Below are 23,574 nucleotides of genomic sequence, written 5' to 3'. Positions count from 1 at the left end.
TATGGCTAACCAAAATTCATACGGAATTATTATACTGGCAGCCGGCAGCTCATCCAGATTAGGTGAACCCAAGCAATTGCTCCAATATCAAAATAAAAGCCTGATCAGGCATGTAGCCGAAGCGGCAATTGAAGCAATCAATTCACCCGTTATCATTGTTACCGGCTCGGTTCAAATCCTCATTTTAGAAGAACTGCATGAGTTGCCACTTCATTTTGTCCAAAACAACGAATGGCAGGAAGGAATGGCTTCATCAATACGGGTTGGCATTTCTGAATTATTAAAGATCAATCCGCAAACTGCTGGTGTAATTCTGGTCGTAAGCGACCAGCCTTTTGTTACATCGGAATTATTTCTCGATCTTATTCAAAAAGCTGAAACGAATGAAAACAGTATTATCGCCTGCTCCTACCAGAATACATTAGGAACTCCTGTCCTATTTCCAAAAAAATATTTTGATTCCCTTTTGACTTTGAATGGTGCAGAAGGTGCCAAGAAATTATTGAAACGGTTTGAAAATGATGTCGTCAGTATACCATTTCCATTAGGAAGTATGGATATTGATACGCAGGAAGATTATCGGAGGCTTTTGGGTCAATAAGTTTTGTTGTTGCATGCCAAATGGTATTTCATAAATATTACACACCATCCCTAAATTTTTCATTCTTACATCTTCGCTCCTAATTTTTTTAAATTCTTCTTGCAAATCTAGGATCAAAAATATACTTTTACAGTGTACTATTATACTAGAACACTAAACAAGTAATCTATGATCCAGTTAGACCATGTTTCCTTTGGATATAGTAAGCATAAAAGGTTGTTTGATAATTTGTCAATGAAGCTGAACTCCGGCCACATTTATGGATTGTTAGGAAAAAACGGTGCAGGAAAATCGAGCTTACTTCGAAATATGGCAGGATTGCTTTTTCCATTAAACGGTAAAATTCAAATTAATGGCCATGAGCCAAAAAAGCGACAGCCAGCTTTTTTACAGGATATATTCTTCATTCCTGAGGAAATTTACCTCCCTTCTGTAACGATCGATCAGTACTTGAAAGTACACGCACCTTTTTACCCCAAATTCGATGAGCAGCAGTTTCGCCGTTATATCAAAGAGTTTGACATCCCGGAAGGCAACAAACTAACAGGAATGTCGTATGGTCAGAAGAAGAAAGTGCTTACCGCTTTTGCATTGGCCACAAATACCAGGATATTATTGATGGATGAACCAACCAACGGTCTTGATATTCCATCAAAAAGCCAGTTCAGAAAAATTGTTTCCTCTGCTCTTGAGCCCGACCGGTTAATTTTGATTTCCACGCATCAGGTAAGGGATCTGGATAATCTCATTGACAGCATTATTATTCTGGAAGACAGTGAAATTCTGATTCAGCATAGTCTGGACATCGTTTCGGAAAGGCTTCACTTCGGTACGGTTTCAAGTATTAATCATGATTCAAATGTATTGTATTCTGAGCCTTCCCTGCGAGGCTATAAAGCTGTAACAGAAAACCTGGAACAAGAAGAAAGCCGCGTGGACCTGGAACAATTGTTCAATGCGGTTATGGAAAATCCTGCACGTATTAAACAGATTTTTAATCATCAGTTATGAAATCACTTTGGTTACTCATGATTCTTTTATTAGGAATGCTGATCAGCAACACCACTCCTGATTTCAACCCAATGTTCTTATTTCTAAATTAACTACCATGAATCAGACATTTGATTTCCATCGTTTTGGACTTTTATTAAAGCTGGATTTCTCCGAAAAGAGTAAAAACTATTTTCTTACAACCGGCTTGTTCGTTGCAACGATGCTCTTATTTATGCTGCCAATCACCTGGAGTAAAGATGTAAGTGAACTTCTATATCTGTTCCATCCATTGGCATTGTTTATGATTATTATGTTTGGTGGCAGCTTGCTTACTACTTCTGTATTCAGCCAGTATGCTTCTTCCGACACAGGAATCGCAGCTTTGATGGTTCCTGCCTCCCGGTTAGAAAAATATCTGAGTGCATTGCTTCTCAATTTATTGTTTATTGTACCGCTGGCTCTGCTATTTCTTCAGATTCACATCTGCACTATCGACCTGGCTAACAGCAAGTTGTATGGCGGTATAGAAAAATATAAATACATTCCGAAGGAATTACTTCAGTATTTCTTTTCCCTCCATGTTATCATTCAGGGTGCAGTGTTTTTAGGATCAATTTATTTTACCAAATTATCCTACATTAAAACAGCATCCGCAGTTTTTGTTACAGCAATTCTGGTGGGTGGGATTAATTTTCTATTTGCAAACTTCGTTACTTCTTTTCCTTCAAAGGCGGTTGCATTCCCTTTCAGCGCATGGAAAATCTGGTATTACGAATCTAATAAAAGTTATTATCTGGATTACCCGGAACCTGTTCAGTCGCTGGTCTATTTATTCCCCGCATTTTTCTTATTAGGCACCTGGTACATTGCATACGTCCGGCTTAAAGAGAAAGAAATTTAAATATCGTCATTCATGGAATTCAAAGATAAACAATCCATTTACCTTCAAATCGCTGATTATATCTGTGAGCAGATATTACTAGGCAAATGGCCGCCCAGTGAGCGAATTCCTTCGGTACGGGATCTGGGTGGAATGCTGGAAGTAAACCCAAACACAGTGATGCGGACTTATGAGTTTTTACAGAGCAAGGAAATAATTGTTAATAAGCGCGGAATCGGCAATTCTGTGACAGACAATGCAAACGAGCTCATTTTGGCTTATCGCAAAGAACGCTTTTTGGAAACCGAACTTCCTGAATTTTTTAAAACACTTTACTTACTAAACGTGAGCATGGAAGAACTTCAATCCAGATATAATTCATTCGTTGCCGAGGCTTATCCAACCATTCAATAATGATGAAATCATGAAAACAAGTACCAAGCTAATCGCAATACTTCTTGCCTTCTCTCTTTTCGCAATGATTGGCTCCGATATGTCAATTAAAGCAAAGTTTGATAAAATAGATAAAAATGATCCTTATTATGGTTACCTGAAAGAGCCGGTAAAACCATTTAAGTACGTAAAAATGACGGGCAATTTTTTCGGGTATACACAAATTGAGCCTGGGAAAGAATTCGAAATCAGGTTGACAGATTTTTATAATTATACCATCAAACCAAAAATTAACTGGAAGATCAATGCCGATACACTGCATGTACATTATGAAATGCAGGGAGAGAAGTATCCTTATAACGATAAAATCTATTGGGGAGCACCTCAAATTTTCATCATTGCACCTCAGTTATCCGGCGTCCAATCCATAGGTTTATCCAGTAGCATTAAAGGATGGAAAAACGGGACAATGTCTGTTGAACAATCGGGTAATGGTGTTATATTTTCAGACAATCATTTTGACGAACTTTCTATTGATCTGAAATCAGGAGGAAATTTAGATTTCTGGACAAAAAATGTTATTGGTAATGTCAATATTACAGTTAAAGATTCCAGCAAACTCACTGTTGAAAAAGATGTTTTTAACTCGTTTAACCTGAAGGTCGACAGTACTGCTCATATCAGTTTACCAGGAAGTTTATTCAGAAAATTTTCAGCACTTTAATGATATCTTTTAGCCATTAATAATTAAGTTTTTTGTCCCAATTACTTTCAAGCATACTTAAATTTCCGGTAATTACCATTCTCAAACCCGAAGGATTAATACCTTTGTGGCCTGAATTAATTACCGGAATGAGCATCATCGAAAATACCAGTGGAGCGATTGACACACATGCGCTTAATTTACTGACAGACAGCCGCCAGCTTTCTTTCCCTGAACAAAGCATTTTTTTTGCTATAAAAGGAGAACGTCATGACGGACATCTTTTTCTGACAGAATTGTATCAAAAAGGAGTCCGGGAGTTTGTAATTGAACTTGCTTCGTTTACCGAATCCATTCGCCTGGAAACCACAACCTGGAATGATGCGAAAATCTGGATTGTGCCATCCAGTATAAAGGCTTTGCAAAAAACGGTAACGGTTCACCGGAATAAATTTCACATTCCGGTGATTGGAATTGTAGGAAGTAATGGTAAAACGATTGTAAAAGAATGGCTGAGCCAGCTTATCGCTCCCGACCAGCGCGTAGTTGCCAGTCCTAAAAGCTACAATTCACAGATAGGCGTCCCACTATCGGTCTGGAATATCAAAAATGAACATACACTGGGAATTTTTGAAGCTGGTATTTCACAAGCCCATGAGATGGAATACCTACAGCAGGTGATGCAGCCTACAACCGGTATTTTTACCAATATTGGCTCAGCACATGACAATGGTTTTCGTAGCCGCAAACAGAAAATCACTGAAAAGCTCCGGTTATTTACCAAAGCAAAAAAACTGATTTACCGAAAAGATTATAATGATATTGACGAAGAAATAAGTCTTATCCTGAGGCCGGTAAATCCATTCATAAAAATAATTTGCTGGGGAAGCACAGTATCTCAGGCTCCTGTTCAGGTTGCTTATATCTTTAAAAGGAATTCGGCTGTGATCAGTATGAGCGGAGAGCTTGGCAGCCATCGTTTCGAAACGAATTTCAGGGACGAAGCTTCTCTGGAAAACCTGACGCACTGTATTGTTTTCCTGCTAGATTTTGGTTTGCCTGCTTCTCTTATACAGCAAAGGATCGAATCACTTCGCCCGGTTTCGATGCGCCTTGAATTAAAAGAAGGAACGAACCATTGTTACATTATTGACGACGCTTATAACAATGACATTCAGGGTTTGTCCATGGCCCTAAATTTTTTGAGCCAGCAGGAACAACGGAAACAAAAAACCGTCATTCTTTCTGATGTGCTGCAAACCGGCCAGGCTCCGGCTGAATTATACGCTACTATTGCAAAGCTGCTGAAAGAAAAACACATTGACCGTTTGATTGGGATCGGGAGTGAAATTACGAATCAGGCTTCTTGTTTTGATATTCAGGATCAGGAATTTTACAACAATACAGATACATTTTTAGCACAGTTTCAATTTCCTACACTTCACGACAGCCTTGTTTTGGTCAAAGGAGCGAGACCATTTTCTTTTGAAAAAATCGTGCATCGTTTGCAGCAAAAAGCACATGGAACAATCCTGGAAATTAATCTGGATGCACTAACCCACAATCTGAATTTTTACAGAACAAAAGTTGGGCAGGGAACGAAAGTTATGGCTATGGTCAAAGCTTTTGCATATGGAAGCGGGAGTTCTGAAGTGGCAAATCTGCTTCAGTACCATCGTGTCGATTATCTTGGCGTAGCTTATGCAGATGAAGGTGTCGCATTACGGCAATCCGGTATTACCCTTCCCATTATGGTGATGAACGCTACTCTGCCTGCATTTGACCTGTTATGGCAATATAAACTGGAACCTGAATTATACAGCCGGCAAATCCTGACTGACTGGATCACTTATGCTGTCCAGCGCAACGAACCTTCTGAAATGCCGACAGTTCACCTGAAACTGGATACAGGAATGCACCGCCTCGGCTTCACAGAAAATGATTACGAGTGGCTTCATCAGCAATTAAAGGAAAATCCGGGTGTGAAAATTTCAACCATATTTACACACCTTGTCGGTGCTGATGAAGGAGTTCATAATGATTTTTCAAAACAGCAATACCAAAGATTCATTGAAGGTGCATCTCAAATTGAAAAAACAATTGGCTATACTACTGTTAAACATATTCTGAACTCTGCCGGGATTGTACGATTTCCTGAGTACAAAATGGATATGGTCCGCCTGGGGATTGGTTTGTATGGTGTGGAAGCTACTAATCGCGAACAGTCTGCTTTACAAACAGTTGGTACATTAAAAACCATTATTTCCCAGATCAAATATTTATCCGCAGGAGAAACCGTTGGTTATAGCCGTAAAGGACAGATCACGCACGATTCTGCCATTGCAACGCTGGCAATTGGCTATGCGGATGGATATGACCGACGGTTAGGTAACGGAGTTGGCAAGTTTATGGTCAACGGCCAATTGTGCCCGACTATTGGAAATATATGTATGGATATGACGATGATTGATGTGACAGGTGCCATTGCAGAAGAAGGCAACGAGGTTATTGTTTTTGGGAAAGAAGTGCCGATCACAGACCTTGCCAAAAATATGGGTACTATTCCATACGAAATACTGACGGGAATCGGAGAAAGAGTAAAACGGGTATTTTATAAAGAATAATACAAGAATTAACCTGAAAATCAAAACGCCTGCATCACTTGGAGATACAGGCGTTTTGATTTTAGTCCTTAATATTTCATTTCCTATTCTTCCGTAACCTGCGTTATTTCAATTTCTGTATCCTCCTTTTTGATCAGATCCTCAGTTGGCTCCTCAACTTTCTCTTCCAGAACAAAAAGCCTTGCTGCCATTACATCTTCAAGCTTTATGTCATAAAATGCCTGATGAATATTTAAAGGTTCGTCTCCTTCTTCGACTTCACATTTAACATAAGTACCATCTTCGTGCATCTCGTAAGCATTTACATTATCCTGCAAGCTGTAATACAAAATATGAATCGCCTGTTGCCTTACACGTTCATCAACCAATTGAAAAAGGGATTCTATACGTTTGTCAAAACTCCGGACCATTGCATCTGCACTTCCCCCATACACCAACGGGTTTCCGTTTTGATGGAAATAAAATATACGTGAATGTTCAAGAAAATCTCCAACCAGCGAACGTACGGTAATATTTTCGCTCAATCCTTTTCTTCCTGGCCGCAGGCAGCACATTCCCCGCACGATCAGCTTAATTGGAACACCTGCCTGAGACGCTTTGTATAATTCCAGGATCGTTTCCTGATCTTCCAGGGAATTAATTTTAATACAAATTCCGCTAGGTATTCCTTCAACAGCATTCTTAGCTTCCTGCTGGATCAGATCTATCAGCCTGGCCCTCATATAACGTGGCGCGGTGATCAGGTACTGATATTCTGATGGCATTGAATGCCCGGTAATTACATTAAAAAATTCCGAAATGTCGTGGGTATATTTCTCGTTGGTAGTAAGCAGTCCGGTATCTGTATACAAGCGTGAAGTATCTTCATTATAATTGCCACTCGACAAGTGGGCATAACGTAAAACATGGCTGCCTTCGTTACGTACAATCAAAAGCAGTTTGGTATGTGTTTTTAGAAGACCAATTCCATAAATCACAAAACACCCCGCTTTTTGAAGCCGTTGTGCTTCCTTGATATTATTTTCTTCGTCAAACCGTGCTTTTACTTCAAAAAGTACCGCAACGTGTTTACCATTTTCTGCTGCGTGAAGAAGCGCCTGCGTCACTCTCGAATTTTTCGCCAGACGGTAAATCGTTAATTTAATTGAAAGGACTTTTGGATCTTCCGCTGCCTGTTCCAGCAATTGCAGTACTGGTTCAAAATTATTATAAGGATGGTGCAAAAGAATATCCCTTTCTTTCATTACCTCAAAAATATCCGGAATGCGATCCCGTTCCAGTCCAAGCGGAGGAATAGGTGCATGTACAGGAGACATCTGGTCTTTAAATTCCGGGTGTTTGATAATCGACCAAAGTGAGGTGTAATCAATGATGCCGTCTATTGCAAAGACATTATGATCATCTATTTCCCACCGTTTTTTGATTAAATTCAGCAAATCGGGATTTGTATCCGGTTCAATAGAAACCTGCACAACTCTGCCTAACCGCCTGCTTTTTATTTTCTGTTTTATCTCATCAATAAAATCAGCTTCAATGTCATCACTTTCTTCCAGTGAAAAATCGCCGTTTCTGATAATCCTGAAGAGATTGGTAGATACAATGTGTACATTCCGGTATAGCTTGTGAATATGCTCACGAACTATGACTTCAATCGGTAAAAACAGCAGTTCATTTTCTCTTTCGATTGCATAAAAGCGCGGAAGATTTAGTGGCAGCTGAACAAATGAAAGTTTACGGTCTTCTTCCGAAGTGGTACCTTTCACCTGTGTAATGACGCCCAGGATCAAAACCTTGGCAAGCAAGACAGGAAATGCATGTGTATAGTCGAATAACATGGGCGTCAGCATCGGATACACTGTACGCTCAAAATACTCGTCAATCGTTTCTCTTTCTTTTTCGCTGGTATCTTCGAGTTTGATAATCCGGAATCCATGCCTGGAAAACAACGGAACCAGCTGGTTTTTGTAACATTCGTTCTGGCGACGTACAAAATCATGCAATTCCTTCATCAAAAGTTTCCGGAAAGGAATTTCGCGCAAGCCTGAGTAATCCAGCCGTTCTTTACCAAAATCAAGATAATTATATAAACTACCGATCCTGATCGTAAAAAATTCGTCCAGGTTGGATGACGTAATGGCAAGAAACTTGAGGCGGTCAAACAGATTACGCTCCTCGTTCGTTGCCTGATCCAGCACACGTTCATTAAACTTAAGCCAGCTCAGGTCGCGACTGATAAAATCGCTTTGCTGCACCAGGTTATTTGCTTTTTCGATGGCACTTACGGGCTTGGTATCCTCGTTGGGTACACGTTCTTTGGGTTGTGTAAAAAAAGAAAAAATATTGGTTAATCTTCCTTTTTTCTCTCCGCTATACATGGGATCTTTCTGGCCGGGCATAATGTGTAAATCTAAATAAAACTCCTCCTGTTATTCGTAAAACCTATAATTTAACGAAAGTACAAGTCCAATGTTTCGTAATTATTAAATTTCGGTAAACTTTTCAGCAAAAAGAAACGGATGACTGTTTCTGATCAGCCATCCGTTCATTTTTTTTATCGGAAACCAATCTTTACACGTCTACACGTGCATATTTTGCATTTTTTTCAATAAAGTCTCGTCTTGGGGCAACTTCATCACCCATCAGCATGGAGAACAAATGATCAGCCTCTGCGGCAGATTCAATTGTTACCTGCTTAAGGCTTCTGCCCTCCGGGTTCATCGTGGTGCTCCATAATTGTTCGGCATTCATTTCACCCAAACCTTTATATCGCTGAATATTGACCAGATCTTCACGACCATTACCGATCGCTCTTACCGCTTCTTCACGTTGCGCTTCTGTCCAGCAATATCTTTCCTCTTTACCCTTTTTTACAAGATAAAGCGGCGGCTGGGCGATATAGATATAACCATGGTCAATCAAAATCTTCATATAACGGAAGAAGAATGTCAGTATCAAGGTCCTGATATGGCTACCGTCAATATCCGCATCCGTCATGATAACGATTTTGTGATATCTTAATTTATCAATATTTAATGCCCTTTCGTCTCCGTCTCTACCGATCTGGACACCCAGAGCGGTAAACATATTCTTGATCTCTTCATTTTCGTAAATCCTGTATTCCTGTGCTTTCTCTACATTCAGGATTTTACCTCTTAATGGAAGAATAGCCTGATAAGCACGGTTACGTCCCTGTTTTGCAGTTCCACCAGCCGAATCCCCTTCGACAAGATACAATTCGCAAACAGCAGGATCGGTTTCTGAACAGTCAGACAGTTTACCAGGTAAGCCCGTTCCTGTCAGAATGTTTTTACGCTGCACCATTTCACGCGCTTTTTTCGCAGCAATACGCGCTTTGGCAGCCAGGATCACTTTATCAATAATTACCCGCGCTTCTTTCGGATGCTCAGCCAGATAATTATCCAGCATTTCAGCTACAACCTGGCTCACAATAGCGGTTACTTCGGAGTTTCCAAGTTTTGTTTTGGTCTGTCCTTCAAACTGAGGCTCCTGAACTTTAATGGAGATAACGGCTGTAAGCCCTTCACGGAAATCGTCACCACTGATCTCAATTTTTTCTTTTGCCAGTACACCCGACTTTTCAGCATAATTTTTCAGTGTCCGCGTTAAAGCAGCCCTGAAACCTGAAACGTGGGTACCACCTTCAATGGTATTGATATTATTAACATAAGAGAAAACATTTTCGCTATACGATGTATTGTACATCATTGCCACCTCTACCGGAATGGTCCCCTTGCTGGTTTCCATGTAGATCGGCTCAGGTATCAAAGCCTGGCGTGTACCTTCCAGATATAACACAAACTCGTTCAACCCGATTGTAGAAAGGAATTCTTCACTGCGGAAAGTACCGTCCTCCTCTTCCTCGCGCTTGTCAACCAGAGTCAGTTTAATGCCTTTGTTCAAAAAGGATAGTTCGCGTAACCTTGTTGACACTGTTTCATACTTAAATTCAGTAACGGTAAAAATCGTATTATCCGGCAAAAAATGAATGAAAGTCCCTGTTCTTTCAGACTCACCAATGACACGCGCTGCATAAAGCGGCTTACCTTCACTGAACTCCTGTTCAAAAATTTTGCCTTCCCTGTGAATTTCTGCACGAAGATGTATTGATAATGCATTTACGCAGGAAACCCCTACTCCATGCAAACCACCTGAAACCTTGTATGTGTCTTTGTTAAATTTACCTCCCGCGTGTAAAACGGTAAGTACAACTTCTAATGCGGATTTTTTTTCCTTAGCCATCATTCCTGTTGGAATACCCCGGCCATTATCCTGCACAGTTATGGAATTGTTTTTTTCAATTGTTACGTTGATGGTATCGCAGTAACCAGCCATCGCCTCATCTATGGAGTTATCAACAACTTCCCAAATTAAATGGTGAACCCCCTTAAAACCGGTATCACCAATATACATGGCCGGACGCTTACGTACGGCCTCTAAACCTTCAAGAACCTGGATATTTTCGGCTGAATATGAATTTACTTCAAGCACTGTTTCGTTTGACATATAATTTGTTTTACCCGACAATAAAAAGAGCTATTCTAGGTGTGTTATAACATGCAAATATACGTCTTTTTTATGCTTTTTCCTACCCGGTTTTAATATAGGTACATGCAAAAACCAAATATCCTTATAACTCTACCCATTAAGACGTATTAATGGAATTATTATATAATCGATAGTTTAATAAACAAGTGATTTACATTATCCGATGTATAAAAAACGAAATAAACAAGGTAAAAGGTATCTTGTTTATCCTAATAAAGTTCAATAAAATAAGGATGTTGAAGTTATAACCAGGCAGGAATAAAAGCAAAGAGAGCAGGCATTAATGCCCGCTCTCTTTGTAATGTCCACTTTATGTATTACAGCTATTTACTTTTCCATCGGGTGCTCTTTCAGAAGGTGGTCAGGGGAGTAAAAATCTATTTTATTTTCGGTAGAAACTCTTACCGACTTCACCTTTTCAGGAAGTATAGCCGATCCCTGGTTACCAAACGAATTCCTTACATAAGTCAGTACAGCTGCGATTTCTTCATCTTTCAGCAAGCCACCAAATGGAGTCATCGGAACCTGTCCGGGATAATTTTTACCCCCTACTTCAATTGGGCCAAGTAGTCCTTTTAATGCTACTTTGATCAAACGGTCCTCACTGCCGGTAACCCAGTTGGTACCTGTAAGCGGAGGAAAGCCGGATGCTGCAAGCCCTTTTCCATCGGGCTGGTGACAGGTGGTACAATATCCTTCTTTGGCATAAATTTCTTTACCCATTTTGAAAAGCGCCAGCTCCTTACCTTTTAATGCTGATTTTGAAGCTACTTCTTTTTCCTTTTTAACTGCAACTCCGTTCAGATGCGCAACTGCTGTTTCATGCGCATGGATCATCCATTCATCCAGTGGCTTTTTAGCTGCCTCTGCCAGAATAGGCAATCCCTTTTGCTTACCGATCCAGGATGCAGAAACAATAGCTTCCAGCCGAACCCGGCCATTATCATCCTTTGCAGCCTGCATAAGCAAATCGGCCTGATCTGCAACCTGATGCCCGGTATAACGAACCACCTGAACTGCGGCAGCTCTGGCGTGGTAATCCTTTGCTTTAAGAACCTGTTTCAGTAATTTCTGGTCCACTTTGTTCATTCCCCAGCTAACCCAAAGTCCTTCTACCAAATTGTGCTCATACCGAGGATCTTTTTTATCCAGGCCTGCAATCCAAACATTAAGTTTGGATAAAACTTCGCTTACATCCCTGCCTCTTAATTCGCGGCGGGTTCTATAACGGGTACGGTATTCCGGTAGTTTAAGATTATACAGAAGCACTTCAATACTGGCGCCATCAATTTTTGCAGGAGTAACCAATGGCCGGGATGGATATGTGATGCGATAAACCCGTCCGTGCGAATGATCTCTCAGAGGATCTCTTGCATTGTGTTGCATGTGCCCGATCAGGATATTATGCCAGTCGATCAGATAGAGAGAGCCGTCAGGAGCGAACTCCATATCTACCGGCCTGAAATTCCGGTCTTCACTCACCACCAGATCGGCCTGGTGTTTACTTTTGTAACCCGTTCCATCGTCTTTTAAGGTATGTTCTTTCATTCCTAAAAATCCGATCGTATTATTAATCAGGAAATCTCCCTGAATATTATCCGGAAAATGACGGCTTGAAACAAACTCCAAACCAGACGTAGGCCGCACCAAATGGTCTTTTTCTATTAATTGAAAGGATTTATGAGTTGCTTCTCCATATCTGGGTAAAACCGAACCTGGCATCATCCAGCGTACATCCGGACTGGAAGTTTCAGCAAAAAATGGCTGCCCCCAATCATCAAATGCAATTCCCCACGGATTTGGAATTGAAAGCTGTGCGGTGCGTTCCAGTTTATGAAGCTGCGGAGCATAACGGTAAAACCCACCATTGGTAGCACGGACCGGGCCATATGAAGTTTCGACATTGGTATGCAAAAACACACCTTCACCAGAATAAATTGCTCCTGACGGGTCAGTCGTAAAAGCGTGACTATTATGATGGGTATCATGATCATCAAATCCGCTTAAAAGTATTTCAACTTTATCCGCTTTTTCATCACCATTTGTATCAGTTAAAAGTTTCAAATTGGTACCCTGCGAAACATAAACACCTTCTTTAGCAATTTCAAAACCAAGTGGAAGATGCAGGCCATCGGCAAAAACGGTTTGTTTATCAGCCTTTCCATCGTTGTTGGTATCTTCCAGAATGATGATCTTATCATTTGGTTTGGAATCTCCCGGCTTATAATGCGGATAACTTGGCATGGTAGCAACCCATAACCTTCCCTTATTGTCAAAAGACATTTGCATTGGTTTGGCCAGATCAGGGAATTCCTCTTCTGATGCAAAAAGTTCTATTTTATAACCTTCCGGGACTTTGAGTTTTTTTAGCGCTGCTTCACCATATAAGTATTCAAGACTGCCGTTTTTCTCAGGATTGAAATTCGTTTTTACAGGTGGCAGCGGAGTTGTATTTTTATCAGCAATACTCAGATCCAGCTTTTCACCTTTACTCGCTGCCAGCCAGATCGCCGTGTCACGAATATCAGTCAGCTCACGGATTTTCTGTATTTCAGCAGGATAATTATCCTGCCCGAAAGGATTGTAACGCCTGCCATATACGTGAACACCATTTGGTATTTTAAAATCGTTGTGCCACATCCAGTTTTTTTCAGTAACTGCATCATGCACGAGCTTTCTGTTTGCTTCAGCTTTTGGCGAAGCTTTCCCAAAAACCTGATCTGCCAATAAAACACCTAACTTCTTATAACCCTCTTCATTTAGCTGTGAACCGTCAATTGTTAGCGCTGCTTCACTTTCCTCATACCATTTCTGAGAAGGCGTAAAAGCATCGACAAACAGTACATTATTCTGGTCAGCCACTTCTTTCATGGCTTTTGTGTACATCAAAAGATTTTCATTCTCTTTTTTGCCATTGGGAAGATCCATTTTATCTGACAAATCTTCAAAAGCTATGGGCGACACAATGGCCATTTGCGGAGCCGTTACACCATTATATTTCTGGCTTAATGAGTATTTGATAAAAGCATCCAGTTCTGCTTTGTAATTTGCCAATCCTTCTTTTCCCTGAAACGATTCATTATAACCAAAAAAGGTAACTATTATATCCGTTTTAAGACGCGTCAGCCATTGATCAGGCGTTTCAAAATGACCTTCACTATCGGAATTTTTAGCATATTCAGTCTGAAATTTTTCTGCTCCCGGAAATGCCCACGGCAAATCCCTGCTGGCATGAGGCCGGAAGCCTGGCGTATCGCCGCCATCACACATATTGCGGATATACAAGGATAAATCAGGATAACGGACATTCATCTCAGTTTCAAAATTGTCATAATTTATCATTCTGGATCCCAGGTTATTACCGATTAAAGCAATACGTGATCCTTTCTTAACTTGTATCGTCTCCGACTGGCCGAATTTGAAAGCGCTGAACGCAATGATGGTCAGTCCAAAAACAACTAGCAATGCAATAATTCCGATTTTTCCAGGTTTAGTCATCTTGATTTAATATTCTTAAAGTGGGATTTAGGATATATTCAAATATTATTTTGCCTCTCTGTATGGCACCTGGATGTTTATTTTCCCTTTCCATTCTTTTGGAACTTCCATGCCCAATTCCCAGTGAATTGCATTGATAACAAGTCGCTGAAAAGGTTCTGATTTAAAATCTCCCGGATGCCCAAGTGTTGTCATAAAAACTTTTCCGCCAAAAGAATTGATACCTGTCCAGGCAACCGGATTATCAATAGCTTTTTTATCAGGATTAACAGATTTCCCCATTAAAAGCCAGGTTGAACCTTTTGAAGGGAAATCAGGCAATACTCTGTACAACCAAGATGGTGCATGAAATGAAGGTGCTACACCAGTCAATATCGGGTTCTGTGCCTGTGCAGGAATTACAGTCACGTCCGTAGTGCTTTTGTGACCATAATGTGTATGCTGCGCAGTTCCGCCCCAGCCGGGAGGCGAATTTAAAGCAAACTGTCCGAACGCATTCCATCTTTCATTTTCATCACCTTTCGGATAATTGAATGCATGCGTTGTAGTTCTGAAACCCATTACCGGCTTTCCCTTTTTCAGATATTCGTCAATGAAAGCCAACTGTTCTTTCGGTAACTGACGCCAGCGCAGATAGAAAACAACCAGATCCGCTTCGCGTAATATTTCAAGGCCAGGAATGTTCTTTTCTGAATTGTGATCCGGATATGCCTTCAGGACAGCTGTCCGCATCCCGTAATTTTTTTCCAGTTCGGCAGCTATAATCGGGAGTGTTTCTTCACCGCTGTACTCATGATCCCCGGTAACAAATACGACCAATGGTTTTTTAACATTCTGTGTCTTTTTGGACTGGGCAAAAGCAGCTGTGGTGACAATCAGTAAAATAACAGCAAGCGCAAATAAGGAAAAAGAACGTTTTCCTGAAAACTGGATTGTGTTCATCAATGGTGATTTAGAAATGATATGATTTAAAATCAAAGGTTTAGTATTTAAAATGAAGACGGCCAACCGGGCAATCTACTTTTAAGGATTTAATTTTCTTGCCCAAAATCAAAACGATCATATTCAAGACTAATTAATCCAAATATTCCCTTACTTAATTATAAATCTTTCTTCTAAACGGAGAAGTAATCCAATTATTTATACGGCTACTATTTTGTTACAAAAATCTGTTATTTCACAAATTTAAGGCCAACGGTAAATTCTGCACGGGAAAGATCTTCGAAGCGATCTCTGGCCAAATGAATTGTTCGCGTGCTACCTTTCAACTCCTGTTCATATTTGTAAAAACTACCCATAAAACAGGATGCCGAAAAACTGAGGGCCAGTTTTTGGGTTATTCTATGATCCAGGCTTACACTCACACCCCAACCCATTGTCCTGGCGTAGGATTTATAATTTTGGCCAATGAACATGAATTCATTTCGATACGGCTGATAACCCAGCCAGAAAGCAGTTAACACAGAAGTCCTGTTATTTTGAAACATTAATCTGTGTGCGACAGAAGCGCCCATAAACTCAATGGTAATGTCATCTTTGGTACGTATATCCCTTTTCCCCTTACTGTTGAATCTGTCATATTTAAGACCGAACCCTACTTTTTTCCATGGGAAGTAGAATAGATCCGCACCAAGGGAATATCCTGATTTGAGGTTATCAATGTATTCTTTTTCGTAAGGAGTTGATTTTATTCGAGGTTTAAATAACCTGTATGCATATCCGCCATTGATACTGAATTGCCATGTAGAAGTTTCTGGCTCAACCCTGTCGGCTACATTAGTAATAATGCTGGTGTCAGCTATTACATTTGTTGTTTTGTATTGACCAACCAGACTTGTGTCAATCTGTACATTGCCAAATGAATCCTTTTTAACATTAAAATTGCGGGTGACACTCTTAACATGTGCCAAGCGTAACTTTTTTTCAACAATGAAATTGTTATTTCTGTAAGAAAAATTAATGAAATTCTGTGTCTGATCAATGATTTTACAGGCAATTGAGTCACCTACATTTGTTACAATCAAATCCTGGGAATAGGATTTATTGCTGATAATATAAAAAAATAAGAAAATAAAGTAATGGTATTTTTTCATTTAAATCGTTACGAACACAAATCAACAGTCTTTTCAGCATCTGGTAAGCCAGACAGTAAATAAAGCCAAATATACGTTGTTAAAGAATAAATCAGATTAACAATTCTTCGGCTGTTTTAATGAGACTTCAATAGTATATTTTCTCCGAACGTTCATTCATCGTTTGTATACTCATAAAAATAAAAATCGAGATGGCTGACTGCCACCCCGATTTTACAATAAATATTAGCCGGATCGATATTAAAAGTTTGCTACTTTACCTGTATCCCACCATAAGCGTGTTGCAATATCATCCTTCGCACCTGTGCCCATTTTTGATACAGCATCTGTAACAGCAGCCGTATTACCTGTTCTTTCAGTAGTTATGAATGGCATTCTTTTAATCCATTCATTTGCCGGAATTATACCCCAGTCTCCATTACTGTCATTCTTAGCAACATGTGGAATTTTGGGATAGCCCGTACGTCTGAAATCCACCCAGGCTTCCAACGTGTTTGTGAAAGTATTAAGGTATTTCTGGGTAATGATCTTTTCCAGTTTCAATTCGTTAGAATCAGCATTGTTCCACGCAACCGTAATGGTTGATAATGCAGTAAAATTATTACGTGCGTCAATAGGGTCCACATAATTAATCGGTTTACTTGTGGCATCAGCAAGATAAGCATCCACACCACCTGCACCCCAATCAGAAAAGGATAATTTTACTCCATTTTCATAATTGGTTTTAGGATCGCCAGCACCTGCCCAGCCTCTGAGTCCGGCTTCTGCTTTAAGAAAAGCTACTTCTGCCGCTGTAAAATTCCTTCTGGTCTGAATAGTCTGGAAACTTTCGGCAACTTTTGAGAATGGTACGTGATCCGCTTTTGCTTTAATATAAGCACCATTCCGTATTCCTTTGTAAGGCATAGTAGGATGATCAGCATATAATGCTGCATTAGCCGTAGCCATTGGAGCATAATACTGTGAAATCCGATTGTCCTTTAAACCAATTAAAAAAGATTCCATTGGAGCACCCATTCTGGTATCATCCCATTCATAACTAATCTGCGCAACAGGTATTTTATTACCGTTCAATGAATTGGTGAAATTGTCAGCATTGGTAGTTATTAAACCAGCTGGATCACTTAACGCTTTTTCACCTTCGGTTTTAGCCATTGCCGGATCCACTTTTGACAGGCGTAATGCCAATCTAAGGCGCAGGGAATTAACTACTTTCTGCCATTGAGGTATACTTCCTGCATATATTGTTGGGTCAAATTTCTTGAATCCGGTGTACGTTTTGTTCGCTCCAAGGTCAGTTTGAATAGAATCCAGCTGCTTAAAGAAAAGTGGATATAAATCGGACTCCTTGTCGTAAGGAATAGAATTTTCCGTGGAACCGTACTGGGAGTAAATGATCGGACCATGCACTGCCGTCAACTTGGACATGGCTAAAATACGTACCAACTTGGCCCAAGTCGCAAACATGGGAAAGTTATATTTTTGTGCATTTTCAATTACTTTTTTAGCAGGAGCCATGACGCTACCATATTCCCGGCCCCAAAACGAATTCCAGCGAATATAGTAAGTCGTATTGTTGACATTACCAACAAAATCAGTTGGTGTGCCCATATACCCCATCCAGTTGTCAGCACACAGATCTTCTTCGATCTGGTGACCGTTCAAATTAAAAATCATAACGGAGAAAGGAGAACCTAAAAGGTTGTTATCCTGTAACAGTTCCTCATCCGAAATTTGATTTGGGTTCCTGTTTGTCTCGACAAAATTGTCAGTACACGCTGCGAATGCAATCAAGGATACCAGTAAAATAATTATATGTTTCATGTTAATATTTTAAAAATTTTAGAATGTCAATTTCAGATTTAACCCATAGGATCTTGTAGAAGGTAAACCAAACACATCAGTGGACTGAAGGGCATTGCTGGTAGTCATTGCCTGCTCAGGATCGAAAGGTGCTTTTTTGTATAAGAAGAACAAATTCCGACCTACGAATGACACCGTAGCATTTTTAAACACAGGGTTTGCACTTTTGGTTTTAAAGTTATAACCCAACACAAACTGTCCCAACCTTACATTTGTTCTTGAATATACATACGGTTCCATGATTTTATTTCTATCACCAATGGCAGAATAGTAGGTATATGGATCAATGGAAGTAACCGCTGCACCCTCAGGTGTCACTGCATTAATAGCCACAGATCCGGCATCTCTTGCCTCTGCAGTTCTCTCGCTTACACCGTATGAATCCAAAAATGCCTCTGTTTTTGAGAATGCAACACCGCCGAATTTCCCGTTAACCAGTACACTGGCAAAGAAGTTACGGTAATTAAAGTTGTTATTCCATCCTAACAGCAGCTTTGGGTTAACATTACCCACCTTTTCTTGTATTGCTGCTTTTCTTGTGACGCCATTTGCATCAAGAAGGATCTGTCCGGCATCATTCCGGGCAAATTTGTAGATGTACACGTCATTGAAAGAACCGCCTGCTTTAATGATCGATGCAAAACCCTCATCATCGCCACCTGCCTGATAGCCTGGATTTGACGCGATCAATTCTACAATCTTATTTTTGTTCTGAGAGGCGTTTATTGTAGTATTCCAGCTGAAATGATCGGTACGGAACGGCTCTGCATTAAGGGTTAGCTCAAATCCTTTGTTTGTGATTTTTCCGGCATTAATATATTGTATAGTATATCCTGATCCTGAAGGTGCAGGCAGGGAAAGAAATTGATTGGTACTTACCCCGTTGTACAAAGTAAAGTCAGCACCCATACGTCCTTTAAAGAACTTAACTTCAACACCATATTCATTTGCCACAATCTTTTCAGGTTTCAGGTCGGTGTCAGGCGCTTGAGTGGCATAATTGATACCACCTATTCCTGTTGGACCACCACCACCAGCGATTGTACCTAATGGATTCACCCTATTATAAGGTACTTCATTCGCTGTTTGTGAAAATGAAGCGCGCACCTTAAGTAATGAGATTGCCTGAGGTAAATTAAACATCTGGCTGATGATAGCAGATCCACCAATAGAAGGGTAAAAGTAGGACTGGTTACCTGTAAGTGCCAAGGTAGAGGCCCAGTCGTTACGTCCAGCCAGATCCAAAAAGAGGAAGTCCTTAAATCCAAGAGACAAGTTGGCAAATGCACCATGCTTGATGGTATTGCTATAATCGGGATGGTTATTGAAAATTACGTTATAAGGCATATTTGCAAACGTATACACATTTGGATACTGCAACGATGTTGTACCATTGTTCACTACCATACCATCGAAGTATTTGTTTTTCTGATAACTAAGACCGGCAAGGGCATTCAAACTAAAATCACCAAAGCTCTTATTATAGCTTAAGATTCCATCTACATATATGGCCTGATCATTGTATTTTGCGTATGTCCATGTTCCGTTCGGACTGACACTCACTGAGTTACCAGCCGCAGCATAACGCTTGTCGTCCAGAACATTATTAAAATCAATATTAGCCCTTACGTCCAGTTTAAGATTCTCTACAATGTCGTAGGAAAGTTTTACATTGGCTATCAGTCGTTTGTATGTCTATAGTTTCGGATTCTTATTAAGCTCCCAATATGGATTATTTTGCTTCTCTTCTGTTGAATACCAATTCATTTTGTCCAGGTTCCTTTCCTTATCCAGAACCGCATAATTGTTTTTGTAGCTATTCAAGTCGCGGTCTCTGGCAAATAAATACAAACCAGTCAACGGATTATTGTAATAACCAGCGCCCGGACGGTTCTTGGATACTTCAGAAGAAAGGATCACACCGGAGCTTATTGTAATCTTGTCATTCAGCAATTTGGTGCTTTGTCTAAACGAAAAGTTATTTTTATTGTAGGTATTTGTTGGCATTATACCCTTAGAAGAAACATTTCCGTAGGAAAAATAAACACTTGTTTTGGCATTCCCGCCAGTGATTGATACAGAGTTGTTAAAAGTAGTACCATTCTGAAAGAAGTCTTTAATGTAATCTTTCTGATAAGAGTCTGATTTAACAACCGCTGTTCCTGTCGGGGTCCAGCTATAATCACCCCCCACAGATCCATAGCGATATTGAAATTTAGGAAGGCCTGAAACTTGTTCAACAACCGCACTGGAATTGACGTCTATAGATACTTTGCCTTCTTTACCTTTTTTGGTAGTGATCAAAATAACACCATTGGCACCCTGGCTACCATAAAGGATAGAAGCATTTGCTCCTCTCAGTATGCTGATACTTTCAATATCATTAGGGTTAATTGCAGAAAGACCATCTCCACCATCTGTTCCGCCATAAGAACCCGGTTGTCCTCCTTTGTTGTTTACCATAGGAATACCGTCGATCACGTAAAGAGCCTCACTTGATCCTTGTAACGATTTGTTTCCCCGAAGAACAGCCCTCGTAGAACCACCCGCACCAGAGCTACTTACTTTAATATCAATACCAGCTGCCTTACCGTTAAGGGCATCAACAAAGTTAGTATTGGCAGCTCTGGTCAATTCCGTGCTTGCAATCTGCTGCGTTGCATAGGTCAGTGATTTTTTGTCTCTTTGAATACCAAGAGCTGTCACTACCACTTCTCCCAAAACTGTTGCATCTTCAACCAGCACAACATCAATGACTTTTTGATTGCCAATCGTAACTTCCTGGGTAACAAATCCAATTGAAGATATTACCAGAACAGACCCTGCATCTGGTACATTAATACTAAAAGAACCGTCTGCCGAAGAACTCGTACCAACGGTGGAACCCTTTACCAGGATATTGGCACCCGGAATCAGAGAACCTTTTCCATCCTTTACAGTACCCTTAATCTCTTCTGCCAGACCAGGAGTCATTCGGTGCTCTTTCCCCGAGCGCGCGCCTTCCGTTTTGCCAAGGTCAGCAGCAAACGAAGGTGCAGCCAGACAGTTCATGGATAAGAGCATAAATAGTAGTCCTCTACCTCGGAATCCTATTCCGGGGAGCACTATATGTAATTTTTTCTTCATAATAATTAATTAGGTAAAAAGTTGGTATGTAAATTAATATTCGCAATACAATTGTAAAAATTTAAAAATCAGGCACATCCCTTATCCAATAAAAAAGTTGTAAATCCAAGTGTTTGCCTATCTGATTTTATACTTATGACATAACATTAACATACTATTCACAAAATGACTTCTGAGGAAACCGAGCACAAAACATTACCCACCCATCTGGGAGTGTATCCAACTTTTCCTTAAATTTTTCGACCAAAAAATCCAGGAATAACAGCCACCCATTTGTGACAAAAAAAGCGCATAAACAAAAACAGAAAATTGTCACTTTAACAATTTTATACACCTGACCGAAATTTAAATATTGTATTTTTTTGAAATTTATTTTTTTTTCAAATACAGACCAAATATTTCTCAATATTTAAATAACTAAAAATATTATTTCGAAGAATTTGACAATTATATGGTATAAAACTATCATTTTCTATTCAACTGAAAAATTTTATTTCCTTTTAATGCTACTTTAATTTTAACTTCAATTTTTACAGAAGTTCTCGAACACACACCTATTTGTATATTTCGATTTCACATCCAAATTTTCCCTATAATGTAACTAAATATAATCCTCAGTGGCCAGAATCAGGCTTATGCAAATCGAATCGTAATTAATGCGCAGTTGCAAAAAAGAATCATTAAAGATAATTGGCCAGCATTCTGAAAAATTTACTTTTTCCAAGAATAGCAAAACTCTTAAAATTGCAGGAAACAATGTAAATAAGGGAAGAAAGCCTAGGTCAAAACAGTTTACTCGTATTTTCTCCACACACCAAGTACTGCTCCGCTCAAAGCATATACTACGACACTGGAACCGCCATTAATAATTGAAAGAAGTAAAGTGCGCATAGAAAACATGTCCTTTACAATCGTTTCAAACAGGACAAAGACAATGCCAAATAATAGTCCGGTTAGAAATCCGGTTAGTAAAGATTTTACAGGGATTTTGGTAAAAATCCAGGCCATGGTATAGGCGACAAATGAAGAAGAAACAATGCTGGCAAGATATGGTATGGGGCTAACTGCCATTTTTAGTTGCTCCGGAGTAAATCCATTTAAAGAAATCCAGATTTCAGAAAATGCTGAATACCACAATGCAGGAATTATTTGCCCGATTACAACACAGACAAGTACGGCCCAGAGATTGACAGATTGCTTTCTCATATTAAGAGTATTTATTCAGTCATCGGAAGGAACTACTAAATTCAAATATAAGAGGTTTCAGTATTATTCATACTTTTTATTTTGGAGGCTGAACAAATACAATATTTTTTTTGAGACCTTCGTATTTTGTTCTTTTTAAAGGTGATTTCCTAAATACCTCACGGAAAACCTCTTCCGTAATTTCTTCCCAATCATTTCGTGTAAAATTTGCCAAACCTGGCTGTAAAGAAAACTCAGGCGTGGTATTAGGTTTTGAAAACCGGTTCCATGGACACACATCCTGGCAAATATCACATCCGAATATCCAGTTATTGAATTTACCTTCCACCTCTTTTGGAATGGCTTCTTTTAATTCTATGGTATAATAGCTAATACATTTACTTCCGTCAACAACGTATGCTTCCGTAATTGCGTCGGTCGGACAGGCATCCATACATCTTGTACACGTACCGCAATAATCTTTGATGGCACTGTCGTACTCCAGATCAAGATCACAAATAATTTCACCGATAAAAAAGAAACTGCCCATATCCCTGTTTAGCAGATTGGAATGCTTGCCAACCCAGCCTAATCCGCTTTTTGCCGCCCAGACCTTGTCCATCACGGGAGCAGAATCGACAAAAACACGTGCATGAATGTCTCCTGTTTCTGCCTGGATTGCAGCTACCAATGTGGCTAATTTTTCTTTTAATACAAAATGATAATCCTTACCATAAGCATATTTTGAAATTTTCAGATCCTCTTCCCCTTCCGGAAGCTTTTGATCAGGATAATAATTGAGCAAAACTGAAATAACACTTTTAGCTCCGTCAAGAAGTTTTCGCGGGTCAAGGCGTTTGTCAAAATGATTGGCCATGTAACCCATTGCACCGTTATGATTCCGGTTAAGCCAGTTTTCCAGCCTTGGTGCTTCCTCTTCCAAAAATTCAGCCCTAGAAATTCCACAGAAATCGAAACCATTTTCAGCCGCTTTCGATTTAATGTATATACTTCTCTGCTGCCTAACCAAATCCATCGTAGTCATGCAG

At 39.8% G+C, this 23,574-nt stretch carries 16 protein-coding genes; 6 read left to right on the top strand and 10 right to left on the bottom strand.

The window, feature by feature from the left end:
* Nucleotide 1 precedes the first annotated feature (1 nt).
* The 6 genes from KZC02_RS22780 to KZC02_RS22755 all read left to right on the top strand — a co-directional run bounded on the left by KZC02_RS22780 (nucleotide 2) and on the right by KZC02_RS22755 (nucleotide 6,194).
* Nucleotides 2–601, top strand: coding sequence for an NTP transferase domain-containing protein (locus tag KZC02_RS22780; RefSeq protein ID WP_221390788.1), 600 nt, complete (start codon nucleotides 2–4; stop codon nucleotides 599–601).
* Nucleotides 602–769: 168 nt separating this feature from the next.
* Nucleotides 770–1,612, top strand: a complete 843-nt coding sequence (locus KZC02_RS22775) for an ATP-binding cassette domain-containing protein (protein WP_221390787.1) — start codon at nucleotides 770–772, stop codon at nucleotides 1,610–1,612.
* A gap of 97 nt (nucleotides 1,613–1,709) precedes the next feature.
* On the top strand, nucleotides 1,710–2,495 hold the full coding sequence (locus tag KZC02_RS22770; protein ID WP_221390786.1) for a hypothetical protein: 786 nt from the start codon (nucleotides 1,710–1,712) through the stop codon (nucleotides 2,493–2,495).
* Between the two features lie 12 nt (nucleotides 2,496–2,507).
* Nucleotides 2,508–2,888, top strand: coding sequence for a GntR family transcriptional regulator (locus KZC02_RS22765; protein WP_221390785.1), 381 nt, complete (start codon nucleotides 2,508–2,510; stop codon nucleotides 2,886–2,888).
* Between the two features lie 10 nt (nucleotides 2,889–2,898).
* Nucleotides 2,899–3,591: a hypothetical protein gene (locus KZC02_RS22760; protein ID WP_221390784.1), complete on the top strand. Its 693-nt coding sequence runs from the start codon at nucleotides 2,899–2,901 to the stop codon at nucleotides 3,589–3,591.
* A 128-nt stretch (nucleotides 3,592–3,719) separates the two neighbouring features.
* On the top strand, nucleotides 3,720–6,194 hold the full coding sequence (locus tag KZC02_RS22755; protein ID WP_221395151.1) for a bifunctional UDP-N-acetylmuramoyl-tripeptide:D-alanyl-D-alanine ligase/alanine racemase: 2,475 nt from the start codon (nucleotides 3,720–3,722) through the stop codon (nucleotides 6,192–6,194).
* An 83-nt stretch (nucleotides 6,195–6,277) separates the two neighbouring features.
* On the opposite strand, the gene ppk1 is transcribed toward KZC02_RS22755, so the two are convergent.
* The 10 genes from ppk1 to queG form a co-directional block, all read right to left on the bottom strand.
* Nucleotides 6,278–8,590: a polyphosphate kinase 1 gene (ppk1, locus tag KZC02_RS22750; protein WP_221390783.1), complete on the bottom strand. Its 2,313-nt coding sequence runs from the start codon at nucleotides 8,588–8,590 to the stop codon at nucleotides 6,278–6,280.
* 172 nt (nucleotides 8,591–8,762) lie between these two features.
* The gene (gene gyrB / locus KZC02_RS22745; RefSeq protein WP_221390782.1) at nucleotides 8,763–10,718 is read right to left on the bottom strand and encodes a DNA topoisomerase (ATP-hydrolyzing) subunit B; all 1,956 of its coding nucleotides are present in this window, start codon (nucleotides 10,716–10,718) and stop codon (nucleotides 8,763–8,765) included.
* A 369-nt stretch (nucleotides 10,719–11,087) separates the two neighbouring features.
* On the bottom strand, nucleotides 11,088–14,258 hold the full coding sequence (locus tag KZC02_RS22740) for a PVC-type heme-binding CxxCH protein (protein ID WP_221390781.1): 3,171 nt from the start codon (nucleotides 14,256–14,258) through the stop codon (nucleotides 11,088–11,090).
* Between the two features lie 45 nt (nucleotides 14,259–14,303).
* A complete protein-coding gene (locus tag KZC02_RS22735) occupies nucleotides 14,304–15,200 on the bottom strand; it encodes a ThuA domain-containing protein (protein ID WP_221390780.1) in 897 nt (298 codons plus the stop codon).
* Nucleotides 15,201–15,430: 230 nt separating this feature from the next.
* Nucleotides 15,431–16,351, bottom strand: coding sequence for a hypothetical protein (locus KZC02_RS22730; RefSeq protein ID WP_221390779.1), 921 nt, complete (start codon nucleotides 16,349–16,351; stop codon nucleotides 15,431–15,433).
* Between the two features lie 240 nt (nucleotides 16,352–16,591).
* Entirely contained in the window at nucleotides 16,592–18,175 is a 1,584-nt protein-coding gene (locus KZC02_RS22725) for a SusD/RagB family nutrient-binding outer membrane lipoprotein (protein WP_221390778.1), read from the bottom strand.
* 18 nt (nucleotides 18,176–18,193) lie between these two features.
* Nucleotides 18,194–19,777 carry a hypothetical protein gene (locus KZC02_RS22720; RefSeq protein WP_409014216.1) on the bottom strand — a complete coding sequence of 528 codons (1,584 nt, stop codon included), beginning with the start codon at nucleotides 19,775–19,777 and terminating at the stop codon, nucleotides 18,194–18,196.
* A 132-nt stretch (nucleotides 19,778–19,909) separates the two neighbouring features.
* Complete coding sequence (locus KZC02_RS22715) at nucleotides 19,910–21,340, bottom strand: TonB-dependent receptor plug domain-containing protein (RefSeq protein ID WP_221390777.1); 1,431 nt, start codon at nucleotides 21,338–21,340, stop codon at nucleotides 19,910–19,912.
* Nucleotides 21,341–22,132: 792 nt separating this feature from the next.
* Nucleotides 22,133–22,546 carry a DUF1761 domain-containing protein gene (locus KZC02_RS22710; RefSeq protein ID WP_221390776.1) on the bottom strand — a complete coding sequence of 138 codons (414 nt, stop codon included), beginning with the start codon at nucleotides 22,544–22,546 and terminating at the stop codon, nucleotides 22,133–22,135.
* Between the two features lie 76 nt (nucleotides 22,547–22,622).
* Nucleotides 22,623–23,570, bottom strand: coding sequence for a tRNA epoxyqueuosine(34) reductase QueG (gene queG / locus KZC02_RS22705; protein ID WP_221390775.1), 948 nt, complete (start codon nucleotides 23,568–23,570; stop codon nucleotides 22,623–22,625).
* Between the last annotated feature and the right edge of the window lie 4 nt (nucleotides 23,571–23,574).

This window comes from Dyadobacter sp. NIV53 (assembly GCF_019711195.1).
Lineage (GTDB): Bacteria > Bacteroidota > Bacteroidia > Cytophagales > Spirosomataceae > Dyadobacter.
This window is presented reverse-complemented; position numbering and strand designations above follow the sequence as displayed.

Excerpts from the sequence above, each read along its gene's own strand:
- KZC02_RS22775 (WP_221390787.1), top strand. The coding sequence starts at position 770 with ATGATCCAGTTAGACCATGTTTCCTTTGGATATAGTAAGCATAAAAGG.
- KZC02_RS22735 (WP_221390780.1), bottom strand. The coding sequence starts at position 15,200 with ATGAACACAATCCAGTTTTCAGGAAAACGTTCTTTTTCCTTATTTGCG.
- ppk1 (WP_221390783.1), bottom strand. The coding sequence starts at position 8,590 with ATGCCCGGCCAGAAAGATCCCATGTATAGCGGAGAGAAAAAAGGAAGA.
- KZC02_RS22730 (WP_221390779.1), bottom strand. The coding sequence starts at position 16,351 with ATGAAAAAATACCATTACTTTATTTTCTTATTTTTTTATATTATCAGC.
- KZC02_RS22770 (WP_221390786.1), top strand. The coding sequence starts at position 1,710 with ATGAATCAGACATTTGATTTCCATCGTTTTGGACTTTTATTAAAGCTG.
- KZC02_RS22710 (WP_221390776.1), bottom strand. The coding sequence starts at position 22,546 with ATGAGAAAGCAATCTGTCAATCTCTGGGCCGTACTTGTCTGTGTTGTA.
- KZC02_RS22715 (WP_221390777.1), bottom strand. The coding sequence starts at position 21,340 with ATGAAGAAAAAATTACATATAGTGCTCCCCGGAATAGGATTCCGAGGT.
- KZC02_RS22755 (WP_221395151.1), top strand. The coding sequence starts at position 3,720 with ATGAGCATCATCGAAAATACCAGTGGAGCGATTGACACACATGCGCTT.
- KZC02_RS22725 (WP_221390778.1), bottom strand. The coding sequence starts at position 18,175 with ATGAAACATATAATTATTTTACTGGTATCCTTGATTGCATTCGCAGCG.
- KZC02_RS22760 (WP_221390784.1), top strand. The coding sequence starts at position 2,899 with ATGAAAACAAGTACCAAGCTAATCGCAATACTTCTTGCCTTCTCTCTT.
- gyrB (WP_221390782.1), bottom strand. The coding sequence starts at position 10,718 with ATGTCAAACGAAACAGTGCTTGAAGTAAATTCATATTCAGCCGAAAAT.
- queG (WP_221390775.1), bottom strand. The coding sequence starts at position 23,570 with ATGACTACGATGGATTTGGTTAGGCAGCAGAGAAGTATATACATTAAA.
- KZC02_RS22780 (WP_221390788.1), top strand. The coding sequence starts at position 2 with ATGGCTAACCAAAATTCATACGGAATTATTATACTGGCAGCCGGCAGC.
- KZC02_RS22765 (WP_221390785.1), top strand. The coding sequence starts at position 2,508 with ATGGAATTCAAAGATAAACAATCCATTTACCTTCAAATCGCTGATTAT.
- KZC02_RS22740 (WP_221390781.1), bottom strand. The coding sequence starts at position 14,258 with ATGACTAAACCTGGAAAAATCGGAATTATTGCATTGCTAGTTGTTTTT.